General features: G+C 65.3%; 9 protein-coding genes and 1 pseudogene. 3 read left to right on the forward strand and 7 right to left on the reverse strand.

Annotated elements, in window-relative coordinates:
- Nucleotides 1–298 precede the first annotated feature (298 nt).
- The 5 genes from AX729_RS36070 to AX729_RS36090 form a co-directional block, all read right to left on the reverse strand.
- Nucleotides 299–2,035: a methyl-accepting chemotaxis protein gene (locus AX729_RS36070; RefSeq protein WP_061029421.1), complete on the reverse strand. Its 1,737-nt coding sequence runs from the start codon at nucleotides 2,033–2,035 to the stop codon at nucleotides 299–301.
- A gap of 201 nt (nucleotides 2,036–2,236) precedes the next feature.
- On the reverse strand, nucleotides 2,237–2,482 hold the full coding sequence (locus tag AX729_RS36075; protein WP_061029423.1) for a DUF6894 family protein: 246 nt from the start codon (nucleotides 2,480–2,482) through the stop codon (nucleotides 2,237–2,239).
- 162 nt (nucleotides 2,483–2,644) lie between these two features.
- Complete coding sequence (locus AX729_RS36080) at nucleotides 2,645–3,232, reverse strand: hypothetical protein (protein ID WP_061029426.1); 588 nt, start codon at nucleotides 3,230–3,232, stop codon at nucleotides 2,645–2,647.
- 114 nt (nucleotides 3,233–3,346) lie between these two features.
- On the reverse strand, nucleotides 3,347–4,333 hold the full coding sequence (acuI, locus tag AX729_RS36085; RefSeq protein WP_061029429.1) for an acrylyl-CoA reductase (NADPH): 987 nt from the start codon (nucleotides 4,331–4,333) through the stop codon (nucleotides 3,347–3,349).
- A gap of 40 nt (nucleotides 4,334–4,373) precedes the next feature.
- The gene (locus tag AX729_RS36090) at nucleotides 4,374–5,627 is read right to left on the reverse strand and encodes an MFS transporter (RefSeq protein ID WP_061029432.1); all 1,254 of its coding nucleotides are present in this window, start codon (nucleotides 5,625–5,627) and stop codon (nucleotides 4,374–4,376) included.
- A 337-nt stretch (nucleotides 5,628–5,964) separates the two neighbouring features.
- Here AX729_RS36090 and nadA point away from each other — a divergent pair, with 337 nt between their 5' ends.
- From nadA to nadC, 3 genes are read left to right on the forward strand one after another with little or no spacing between them, the layout of a single operon-like run.
- Nucleotides 5,965–7,071 carry a quinolinate synthase NadA gene (gene nadA, locus AX729_RS36095; protein ID WP_061029434.1) on the forward strand — a complete coding sequence of 369 codons (1,107 nt, stop codon included), beginning with the start codon at nucleotides 5,965–5,967 and terminating at the stop codon, nucleotides 7,069–7,071.
- Between the two features lie 9 nt (nucleotides 7,072–7,080).
- Nucleotides 7,081–8,640: an L-aspartate oxidase gene (locus AX729_RS36100; RefSeq protein ID WP_061029437.1), complete on the forward strand. Its 1,560-nt coding sequence runs from the start codon at nucleotides 7,081–7,083 to the stop codon at nucleotides 8,638–8,640.
- 10 nt (nucleotides 8,641–8,650) lie between these two features.
- Nucleotides 8,651–9,529 carry a carboxylating nicotinate-nucleotide diphosphorylase gene (nadC, locus tag AX729_RS36105; RefSeq protein WP_061029440.1) on the forward strand — a complete coding sequence of 293 codons (879 nt, stop codon included), beginning with the start codon at nucleotides 8,651–8,653 and terminating at the stop codon, nucleotides 9,527–9,529.
- Nucleotides 9,530–9,562: 33 nt separating this feature from the next.
- Here the strand turns inward: nadC and AX729_RS36110 are convergent, their stop codons facing one another.
- Entirely contained in the window at nucleotides 9,563–11,011 is a 1,449-nt protein-coding gene (locus tag AX729_RS36110) for a cell wall hydrolase (RefSeq protein WP_061029443.1), read from the reverse strand.
- Nucleotides 11,012–11,136: 125 nt separating this feature from the next.
- Nucleotides 11,137–11,507, reverse strand: a pseudogene (locus tag AX729_RS40855) (hypothetical protein); the annotation flags it as partial.

The following is an 11,507-nucleotide window of genomic DNA, read 5'->3' on the forward strand; positions in this document are numbered from 1 at the left end:
GTAAAACTACGGGCGCGCGCACGGTCGCTCTTCAACCAGCTGCAGAGATATCTCTCGGAAAACTCCGGAAGTGAGCTCGCTCTCCCGCTTTCGGGAGAGAGTTGGGGAGAGGGTGTTTCCGCAAAGGGACAATCCCCAAGAGGAGACAAGAGGAGACAGCCCTCACCCGGCGCACGGGACGAAGTTTCGCTTCGTCCGGATGCGCCGACCTCTCCCGCAAGCGGGAGAGGTGAACGAGCCGCGGCAATCGATCCAACCCAAGCCCATTCCGCTTTAGCACCGGTGCGGACGGCGAACGTCAGGCAGCGCGCACGGTACCCAGGAACTTTCCAACCTCGAGCTTCAGCCGGTTGCTGTCGCCGGACAGCGATTGCGCCGCCGCCAACACCTGCGAAGACGCCGAGCCGGTCTCGCTCGCGCCGTGCTGGACATCGATGATGTTGGACGACACCTGATGGGTGCCTGCCGCCGCCTGCTGCACGTTGCGGGAAATCTCCTGCGTCGCGGCGCCCTGCTCTTCGACCGCGGCTGCGATGGTCGAAGAAATCTCCGAGAGCTTTTCGATGGTATGGCTGATGTCCTTGATCGCGCCGACCGAATGCTCGGTGGCGGTCTGGATGCTGGCGATCTGCTGGCCGATCTCGCCGGTCGCCTTCGCGGTTTGCTCGGCCAGCGCCTTGACCTCGGAGGCGACGACGGCGAAGCCGCGGCCCGCCTCGCCGGCGCGCGCGGCCTCGATGGTTGCATTGAGCGCCAGGAGATTGGTCTGGCCGGCGATGGTATTGATCAGCTCGACCACGTCGCCGATCCGTGCCGCGGCAGCGGAAAGCTCGCCGACGCGATCGGTCGTGGTGCGGGCCTGGTTCACCGCCTCGCCCGCGACGCGGGCCGATTCCTGCACCTGCCGGCTGATCTCGGTGATCGACGACGACAGCTCTTCGGTCGCCGACGCCACCGACTGCACATTGGTGGACGCTTCCTCGGAGGCGGCAGCAACCATGGTGGTGAGTTCCTGTCCACGCGCCGCAGTCGACGTCAGCGTCGATGCAGAAGCTTCCAGTTCGGTCGAGGCCGACGAGACGGTATCGACGATTTCACCGATCGCGGCCTCGAAGCTGTCCGCGAGCTTGTGCATCTCGGCCTTGCGCTGCGCGGCCGCAATCTGATCCTGCCTGATCTTGGCTTCGGCCTCCTCGCGCGCCTTCTGTTCCGACACGACCTTGAACTTTTCGACCGCCGCAGCGACGCCTCCGACCTCGTCCTTGCGGCCGAGACCAGGCAGCACCACGGAGAAATCGCCGCCGGCGAGCTTGTCCATGGCCACGGTGAGCGCGCGGATCGGCCGGGCGATGGTCAGGAACGACATCAGCCAGGAGCCGACGAGGACGAGCACCGCGAACACGCCGACGACCATTCCGACATGCTCGCTCAAGGCCATCTCCTGCACCGAGGCGGCGATATCCTCTTCACTCCGGTGCCTGGCGAAATCGGCGACCTGATTGGCGACCTGATCCATCTCGCCGGCAATCGGCAACGTGACCTCGCGAGTGAGACGCGCCCCCTCTTCGACGAGCTTGGCGACGCGGGCTGCGTCGTTTGCGCCCATCGCCGCGATGGTTTCATTGCGCACCGAGGCGACTTGTTGCCCGGCCTTGAGATAATTCGCGGCGTGGGTCTTGAGCGCCTCCATCCTCGCGCGATTTTCCGCCGCGGGCGACAGCTTGAGCATTGCATCGGCAACCTTGACCAGCCGGCCGGAACGTTCGACGAGCGCATCGCTCGCCTTCTGCAATTCGCCTGAGTTGTTGGCGAGACGTATGTCACGTACCGCGAGCTGCATGCTCCGGACCGAGAACTTGGCCTCGACTGCCTCACGCGCCAGTTCCTGCTGGGCGAACGCGGCCTGGTTGGATCGGCGCACATGGCCGTTTCCAACCATCTGGCTTGCGATCATGGCTCCAACCAGGAGCACTCCAAGCGCCGAAGCGATCGCCAGCTTGGTCCCGATCTGCAGATTTCGAAAGAGACTCAACATCGGTGCGTTTCCCCGGAAACGAGCTGCCAAGTCGTTGTTGGCCGCTTGGACGTTGATCGCCCTTACCGCGAAGCTACCGGTGAGAGTTCCAGCTTTTGGTTAACGAGGCCCCTCGCACAAATACGGATCTCGTACGCTAATTAATTGAACGCGAAGAGGAATGATCGCGTCATAGTTGCAGTTTGCATCTTGAAGTGGGATCTAGGAAGCCTTGCATCCGACGGTCTCGCCGACGAGGCTGATGCGAAAGACCGGCCTCTTGTTCTCGTCGAGCAACTCCATGCACCACTCGGCGTTCGGCTTCAGACTGCGCGAGATGCCGCCGAGCAGACTGGCGCACACTTCGGTCATCTCGGTCCAGGCGGCCGCGCGATCCTCGAACTCGTAGGGCTGGTCGGCGGCGCCGGAGTAACGGCCGGTGCTGATGCGGAAGAAGTAGAGCGACATCGTTGAACCCCTTGCGTGGGAGCGCCCCCGGCCGCACGCAAACTGAGGCGCGAACAGCTACCAACGCATGAAAGCCGCCGCCCGTATGACTACGGCGCGGCGGCTTCGTGTTCGATCAATGTTTTCAACGACGAAGCGCGCGGTTCGTCCGCGTGGACCGGCTCACTGGGTCGACCGGCGCAGCTCCAGCGGTCCCTCGTTCTTCGCTGGCTCGGACTTCACCGGCTCGAGCCGGCTGCTCTCGACACGCGGCGTCTCGACGCGCGCGGCGACTTCGGTATTGGACGGTCCGACCGAACCGGTGTGTTCCGAAGTCCGCAGCGAGCGCGGTCGCGCCGCAGCGCGCGCCATCAGCATCTGATTGCCACCCTGATGGCGGAAGTCGCAATAGGCGAAGCCCATGCCCGACACCGAGCCGCGGAAGCTGCGATCGTCGGTCTTCTCGAGGTTGAAGCAGGGCTCGAACGGTATGCCCTTGATCGAGGCGCAGACGTTCTGGCCGCGGATCTGGAGCGTATTGCCGGGCAGGCGGAGATGACGGACCGGGCCTGCGCCCGAAAACTGCACCGCACCGGCGGCGCCGAGATCGTCGAGGATGCGGCCTGCGCCGCGGGTGCCGTCGAAGCAGGTGAAGGCGAACACTTTGCCAGCTACGAAGCGGCGCGCCTCATCGGCGTTCATGCTCCCAGCAATGGCCGGCGCAAACGTTGCTGCCGCCGTGACAGCCCCCAACACAATACGCGCAAGCATGCTCAACTCCGAACCCAACCCCCGCAGCGGGCGATGCCTTATCTCTTTACCCGTTGCTTACCATACCAACCATGGCGACATTGAAGCAGCTTGGTTGGTAAAGTCTGAACGCCGTTAGACAATTTTTACCACGATGCGGCCGCGGACCTCACCGGCCAGGATTTTAGCGCCCCAATCCGAGACCTCGGCCAGGGGAATTTCCTTAGTAATTTCAATAAGCTTTTCTCGGTCCAGATCGGACGCCAGGCGCTGCCAGGCGGCTTTCCTGGGCTCAATCGGGCACATCACGGAATCGATGCCGAGAAGGCACACTCCGCGCAAAATAAACGGCGCCACCGAGGACGGCAGGTCCATGCCGGCCGCCAGGCCGCAAGCCGCAACCGCTCCGCCATATTTCGTCATCGAGAGCAGGTTGGCGAGGGTGGTCGAGCCGACGCTGTCGACACCGCCGGCCCAGCGCTCCTTGGCGAGGGGCTTTGCCGGTCCCGACAATTCGTTGCGGTCGATGATTTCGGCCGCTCCCAGGTGCTTCAGGTAGTCGGCCTCGGAGGCCCGTCCGGTCGAAGCGACGACATGGTAGCCGAGCTTCGAGAGCACGGCGATCGCGACCGAGCCGACGCCGCCGGCGGCCCCCGTCACCACGACCGGGCCGCTCTTCGGCGAGAGACCGTGCTTCTCGAGCGCCAGCACCGCTAGCATTGCAGTGAAGCCGGCGGTGCCGATCGCCATGGCGTCCCGCGCCGACAGGCCTTGCGGCAAGGCGACCAGCCAGTCGCCCTTCACCCGCGCCTTTTCGGCATAAGCGCCGAGATGGGTCTCGCCCATACCCCAGCCGGTGCAGACCACCTTGTCGCCAGCCTTCCACTGCGGATGCGAGGACGCTTCGACCGTGCCGGCGAAGTCGATCCCTGCGATCATCGGAAAGCGGCGCACCACCGGCGCCTTGCCGGTGAGCGCGAGCCCGTCCTTGTAGTTCAGCGTCGACCATTCCACACGGACGGTGACGTCACCATCCATCAGCTCGGCTTCGTCGAATTGCGTCAACGCGGCGGTGGTCCCCTTGTCCGCCTTGTCGATCCGGATCGCCTTGAATGTGGCCACGACTGCACTCCCTGACTTGTTTCAGGGATTGTTTATCCGATCAGGCAGGTTGCGCAACCGCCCGCTCGACAGGTTTCTCCACAATCGGAAGATTGATCAGCGCGGAGAGCACGCCGAACAGGATCGAGAGCCACCAGATCGGCGTGTAGGAACCGAACTTTTCAAACACAATGCCCCCCAACCAGACGCCGAGGAAACCGCCGACCTGGTGGCTGACGAAGGCGAAGCCATAGAGCGTCGCGAGCCAGCGCGTTCCGAACATCAGCGCCACCAGCGCCGAGGTCGGCGGCACCGTCGATAGCCAGGTCAGGCCGGAGATGGCGCCGAACGCGATCGCCGAAAACGGCGTGATCGGGAATGCGATGAAGGCGAGGGTCGCCAGCGCACGGGTGAAGTAGATGGTCGAGAGGATGTAGCGCTTGGGCAGATAGTTCTGGAGATAGCCGACGCTGAGCGAGCCGATGATGTTGAACAGGCCGATCGCCGCGATCACCCAGCCGCCGGTTTGCGTGGAGATGCCGCGATCGACCAGAAAGGCCGGCAGATGCACGGTGATGAAGGCGAGCTGGAAGCCGCAGGTGAAGAAGCCGAGGACCAGGAGCACGTAGGAGCGGTGGCCGAAGGCTTCGGCAAGCGCCTTGGTGAATGTCTGCTCATCCGCGGGCGTCGCGTTTCCCGTATTTGCGACCGGCGGCGTCGAGAGCGCCAGCGACAGCGGAATGATCAACAGCATCAGGAAGCCGAAAACGGAGAGCGCCTGCTGCCAGCCGAAATTGTCGATCAACGCGACGCCAATCGGCGCGAACAGGAACTGCCCGAACGACCCCGCCGCGGTGCCGGCACCGAGCGCAAGGCCGCGCTTCTCCGGCGGCAAGAGCTTGCTGAATGCCGACAGCACCAGATTGAACGAGCAGCCGGCAAGACCAAAGCCGACCATCACGCCGGCGCCGATGTCGAGCGACAGCGGCGTCGAGGAGTAGCGCATCAAGAGCAGGCCGCCGGCATAGAGCAGAGCGCCGACGCACATCACCCGGAACAGGCCGAAGCGATCAGCGACCGCGCCGGCGAACGGCTGGCCCAGGCCCCACAACAGATTCTGCACGGCGATCGCGAGGCCAAACACGTCGCGGCCCCAGGAGAACTCATGGCTCATCGGCTGCACGAAGAAGCCGAGCGCGGAGCGCGGACCAAAGCCGAGCATGCCGATCGCACAGCCGCAGAGAATGATGACGGCCGGGGTGCGCCAGTTGGAGGAACGTGAGGCCGGTGCGAGTTCGCCGATCTGTGCCGACATGGTCTTCCTCGTCTGTCGTTGGCGGATCCGCAAATGAGCAGCCGCGGGTGAGCCGTTTAATGCATCTGCATGGAAATCCCAAGTCAAAAACGATTGCATTCCACGAGGAGCTGCCGCGGGAGCATTGCGTTTCAATACGGCCTCGCTCGACGCATCCGCCGCGAACTAACGGGAATGTGTGGGGAAAGACCTAGCGGCACGCCTTGAGGCGTGCTAAGTTTGATTTACTCAGATTGAGCATATTTAGTAGCAGCGGAGTTCAGCCCGGCCTCTCGGCCGGATTTCTCGGGCCTAACATATTCTCATATTGAGCATAAATCGCACACGGGAGGCTTCAATGCCGATCACTGGAATTTACGGCCCCGATGACTTCGCCAGCCGGCCGCAGGGCGAACCCACCACCTTCCCCCGCGTTGCGCCGGCGCCCAGGGGACCGAAATTGCCGATGCCCGCGCTGGAATGGACGCCGCGGGTCGAACGTGCCACCGCCCCGCTCTACGAGCGCGTGAAACACGTGATCCCACCGATCGAATGGCCGCTGATGGCGCCGACCATCAACGCGATCAACGAGCTGAAGCGCGCGCGAGGCGCGGTCATCCTCGCCCACAACTACCAGGCCCCGGAGATCTTCCACTGCGTTGCAGATATCGGCGGCGACTCGCTCCAGCTCGCAGTCGAGGCCACCAAGGTGAAGGCCGACATCATCGTGCAGTGCGGCGTGCACTTCATGGCGGAGACCTCGAAGCTCCTCAATCCGGACAAGACCGTTCTGATCCCGGATTCGCGCGCGGGCTGCTCGCTCGCAGCGAGCATCACCGGCGCGGACGTGAAGCTGCTCCGGGAAAAGTTTCCGGGCGTGCCCGTCGTTGCCTATGTCAACACCTCGGCAGAGGTGAAGGCGGAGGTCGATATCTGCTGCACGTCCTCGAACGCGGTGCAGGTCGTCGAGAGCCTGGGCGCTCGAAGCGTGATCTTCCTGCCCGACCGATACCTCGCCACCTATGTGGCTTCGAAGACCGACGTGAAGATCATCGCCTGGAAGGGCGCGTGCGAGGTGCATGAGCGCTTCACGGGCGAGGAGCTGCGGACCTTCCGCGAGGCCGATCCGTCCGTCCAGATCATCGCGCATCCGGAATGCCCGCCGGACGTGCTGGCGGAAGCCGACTTCACCGGTTCGACCGCGCACATGATCAACTGGGTGCGCGCGAAGCGGCCGCGGCGCCTCGTCATGATCACCGAATGCTCGATGGCCGACAACGTGCGGGCGGAGCTTCCCGACGTGGAGATGCTGCGGCCCTGCAATCTCTGCCCGCACATGAAGCGCATCACGCTCGCCAACATTCTGGAGAGCCTGCTGACGCTTGGCGAGGAGGTGACGATCGATCCCGCGCTTGCGGAACGTGCACGGCGATCGGTCGAGCGCATGATCAATTTGAAGAATTGAGAGCACAGCATGCAGCACAACGTCCACAACCTCACCCGCACCACCGACGACGTCGTCATCGTCGGCGGTGGCCTTGCCGGACTGTTCTGCGCGCTGAAGCTTGCGCCGCGGCCGGTGACGTTGATCTCGGCGGCACCGCTCGGACAGGGCGCATCGTCCGCATGGGCGCAAGGCGGCATCGCCGCGGCGGTGGCCGAAGGCGATACGCCGGAGGCCATAGCACTCGGGATCGCACGCGAGGCGGCGCCGCGCATCCATGATCTTCTCGCCTATGACGTTCCGTTCGACCGCGATCCCGGCGGCAGGCTTGCCGTCGGGCGGGAAGCTGCGCACTCCGCGCGGCGCATCGTCCATGTGCGCGGCGATGGCGCCGGCGCCGCGATCATCGCAGCGCTGAGCGAAGCCGTGCGACGCACGCCCTCGATCCGCCTGATCGAAGGCTTTGTCGCCGAAGCCCTGTCGACCGAGGACGGCGCCGTCACCGGCCTTCAATTGCGCGAGGCAGGCAATCCCGCGGCACGGCCCGTCGTGCTCGCTTCGCGCGCGATCGTGCTTGCAACCGGCGGACTCGGCCATCTCTATGGCGTCACCACGAACCCGCTCGAGGCCAGCGGCTCCGGCCTGGCCATCGCAGCCCACGCCGGCGCCGTGATCGCCGACCCTGAATTCGTGCAGTTCCACCCCACCGCGATCATGGTCGGGCGCGATCCGGCCCCGCTCGCCACCGAAGCCCTGCGTGGCGAAGGCGCGACGCTGATCAACGGCGATGGCGAACGATTCATGAGAGCGCGCCATCCGCTCGCCGAGCTCGCACCACGCGACATCGTGGCCCGCGGCGTGTTCGCGGAGATCGCGGCGGGGCGCAGCGTCTTCCTCGATGCCCGGCAGGCGCTGGGTCCCCGCTTCGCCGACAAGTTTCCGACCGTGCATGCGAGCTGCATCGCCGCCGGCATCGATCCCGCGACGCAGCCGATTCCGATTGCGCCCGCCGCGCATTACCACATGGGCGGAATCGCAGTTGACGCCAGCGGCCGCAGCTCGATCGACGGCTTGTGGGCCGGCGGCGAAGTGTCCTCGACCGGCATGCATGGCGCCAACCGTCTCGCCTCCAACTCGCTGCTGGAGGCCGTGGTCTATGCCGCGCGGATTGCCGACGACATCGCCGGCCGCACAGTGCCATCGCCCGGCCGCGTTCCCGACGCGCTGGTGATGCCGCGCGCCGGCACGCTGGATGCCGCAGCGGTGAAGCGGCTGCGCACGATGATGAGCGCCCATGTCGGCGTGATCCGCGACGGCGACGGGCTTGCGGAAGCCGTGCGCCACTTCGCCATGCTCGAACGTGAGGCGGGAAGCATCGCCCTCCGCAACATAGCTATTTCGGCCCTGCTCGTCGCCGCTTCCGCCTGGACACGGCGCGAGAGCCGGGGTGCGCATTTCCGCTCCGATCATCCGGCGGACGCGCCCGGACCGGCCCGGAGAACGATGACGACGCTCGCCGCGGCACGCGAGGTGGCGGAGACCCTGAACGAGCGTCCGTTGCCGCGCATCGCGCAATCCATGACCGCCTGAAGGAGGCCCCATGATCGCCCCGACCTCACTGCTCTATCCCGACGCCTTTCTCTCTCCGCTCGCGATCGACTTGGCGGTCCAGCGCGCGCTCGACGAGGACCTCGGCCGCGCCGGCGACATCACCTCGCTTGCCACGATTCCGGAAGCGACGAGGGCGCAAGCGATCCTGGTCGCGCGCCAGTCCGGCGTGATCGCCGGATTGCCGCTGGCGCTCGCGACCCTGCAGAAGCTGTCGCCCGACATCGAGCTGCGCGCACATGTCCGCGACGCCGCACGGGTTGCGCGCGGCCAGCATGTGCTGACGATCTCGGGCCCCGCGCGCGGCATTCTCACGGCGGAGCGGACCGCGCTGAATTTCGTCGGCCGCCTCTCCGGCGTCGCCACGCTCACGGCGGACTATGTCGCGCGCACCGAAGGCACGAAGATGCGCATCTGCTGCACGCGCAAAACCACGCCGGGATTGCGCGCATTGGAGAAATACGCCGTGCGCTGCGGCGGCGGCTTCAACCACCGCTTCGGCCTCGACGATGCCATCCTGATCAAGGATAACCACATCGCGGTCGCGGGCGGCATCGGTCCGGTGCTGGAGCGCGCCCGTGCCCATGCGGGCCATCTCGTCAAGATCGAGATCGAGGTCGATACGCTGGCGCAGCTGCGCGAGGTGCTGGACACCGGCCTCGCCGACGCCGTGCTGCTGGACAACATGGACCTTGCGACACTGCGCGAGGCGGTGAGAATGACAGAAGGCCGGGTTGCGCTGGAGGCATCCGGCGGCGTCACGCTGGACTCGATCGCCGCCATCGCGGCGACCGGCGTCGACTACGCGTCGGCGGGTGCGCTGACACATTCGGCGCCCAATTTCGACTGTGCGCTGGATATCGAGGCGTGATTTGAGCACCAGCGCCTCCGCAACGTCATGGCGCTACCGACGTTCGCCCATCTCGGCCGAGCTCTTGGCCTCCTGCGCGAGTTCGGCGGACAGCGCGGCGGTCTGGGCGGGGGTGCCCCAGCTCGGTTCCTCGCTGCCGTCGCCCCAGTTGCGCGGCCGATAGAAGGTGTGCACGCCGGTCCTGTACAGCTTCTTCATCTCGGCGACCCAGGACGGACGCACCCAATAGGCGTGGTAGTGCGTGGATTTGCCGACCTCGGGCAGCCAGATCTGGCCGTCGAGCATCGCCTTCGAGATCTTCTTGGCGCGCTCCCACATTTCGGGTTCGCGGATCACGTCGGCATTGTTGTCGCAGGCGAAGGTGAACTGGCAGGCCAGATGCCGGTACTTGTTCTGGTAAACCACGCCGCACACGGTGTCGGGATATTTGCCGGAGAACACGCGGTTCATCACCACCTGCGCCACGGCCATCTGACCGCGTACCGCCTCGCCGCGGGATTCGAAATAGACGGCCTCGGCGAGGCACTTCTCGGATTTCGCACGCGACTTCTCGTCGAGCGCAAGCCGCTCCGCCGGCGACCTGGCGCGCTGGTTGTCGGCGTTGACCTCGCCCTTCGGCGCAACGCTCTCGCCGCTTTCGATGTCCTTGGCGATCTCCGCCGTCGGCGGCGACAGCGAGGCCGTCACCTTCATGTCGGAGTCTGGCATCACGATCAGCGGCTCGGCGCCGGGCTGCCAGCTCTCGATGGGCTCGAGATTGCCGCCGAGCGAGGAACTGCCGAAGAACAGGCTCGAGGTCTTGACGCTGAAGGGGTCGCGCGCCGGCGCGGGCGCGGCGGGCGTGCGCTTCAACGCCTCCAGCGGTGCGGTCGCGAGCGCGCGCGCAGCGTCGCTGGCCTGCGGTGGATTGGAGTATTGCGGCAGCGGCGGCGCGCGCAGCGCCTCCTGGAGCTCGGGATCGAGCGCGGCCGCGGATTCCGGCGACATCGCGTCAGGCAAGGCGGCGGTCTTGGCGCCGAACACCGAGCGGTTGGACGTCGCGGGATCTTCCTGCGCCGGTGCCGCAGCTGGCGCGACCGTCTCGGGAGGCTGGGTCGGTGCAACGATGGCGAGGCGATCGCCCTTCATGGAGCGATCGACCTTGGGAAAGTCGGAAGCCTGGTAGCGCGGCGGCGCCTGAAGCGCGGGATTGCGGCCGATCGCGCCGGTGACGTCGCGGCCATCGAGGCTCGCCAGGCGAACCATCGCGCTCTGTGGAACCGACGTGCCGATGGGGCGCGAAAAGCTGTAGGTGGCCAGCTGTATGGAGGACGCCGCTGAGAACACCTGCTTCTGCCAACGCTCGGCGACGCCGGGTTGGCGCGCCAGCAGCGAGGCAATATCCTGATAGCCGGTCTCTCTCGGCATCAATGCGAAGATGCAGAGACCGATTCCGAAGGACGCGAACCGCGCGCCCTTCGGATGGTTACGCAACACTGACATCGATACGCTCACGCTACGCTTACGCTCGTCCGATCGAACTCAGTACATCCGTGCAATTCGATCTTTATCGTGAGTATCTAATTTAGGTTGCCGGGGCGTTAATCCGCGTTGCGCATACCGCACACTCAAGCGAACACGGGTGTTTTCACGGGGCGCAGTTGCGCATTGGTAAATGCCGCCTGACGTAAAGCGGTAAACGACCGGTCAACGTGGATGGTGAAGGAACTCTTGCGCATGCGTATCATTACGGGACGGGTGATGAGTTCCCGGTGTTGGGTTCGCGCAAAGCGCTTCCTCATCACCGGTGTCATTCCCCGCGAAGGCGGGGAATCCAGTACGCCGCCGCGTCTCGATTCAATCACTACCGTCTCGGCGTACTGGATCGCCCGGTCAAGCCGGGCGATGACAGCGGAGTGTGTGGCGAGCGCGTCCCACGAGCTCGTCATTGCGAGCGCAGCGAAGCAATCCAGAATCCCTCCGCTGAAAGACTCTGGAT

The sequence above is a fragment of the Bradyrhizobium sp. CCH5-F6 genome, assembly GCF_001556045.1.
Classification (GTDB): domain Bacteria; phylum Pseudomonadota; class Alphaproteobacteria; order Rhizobiales; family Xanthobacteraceae; genus Bradyrhizobium.

What these genes read in the sequence shown, in the direction of transcription:
- AX729_RS36080 (WP_061029426.1), bottom strand. Translation starts at nt 3,232, where the DNA reads ATGCTTGCGCGTATTGTGTTGGGGGCTGTCACGGCGGCAGCAACGTTT.
- AX729_RS36100 (WP_061029437.1), top strand. Translation starts at nt 7,081, where the DNA reads ATGCAGCACAACGTCCACAACCTCACCCGCACCACCGACGACGTCGTC.
- AX729_RS36070 (WP_061029421.1), bottom strand. Translation starts at nt 2,035, where the DNA reads ATGTTGAGTCTCTTTCGAAATCTGCAGATCGGGACCAAGCTGGCGATC.
- AX729_RS36110 (WP_061029443.1), bottom strand. Translation starts at nt 11,011, where the DNA reads ATGTCAGTGTTGCGTAACCATCCGAAGGGCGCGCGGTTCGCGTCCTTC.
- nadA (WP_061029434.1), top strand. Translation starts at nt 5,965, where the DNA reads ATGCCGATCACTGGAATTTACGGCCCCGATGACTTCGCCAGCCGGCCG.
- AX729_RS36075 (WP_061029423.1), bottom strand. Translation starts at nt 2,482, where the DNA reads ATGTCGCTCTACTTCTTCCGCATCAGCACCGGCCGTTACTCCGGCGCC.
- nadC (WP_061029440.1), top strand. Translation starts at nt 8,651, where the DNA reads ATGATCGCCCCGACCTCACTGCTCTATCCCGACGCCTTTCTCTCTCCG.
- AX729_RS36090 (WP_061029432.1), bottom strand. Translation starts at nt 5,627, where the DNA reads ATGTCGGCACAGATCGGCGAACTCGCACCGGCCTCACGTTCCTCCAAC.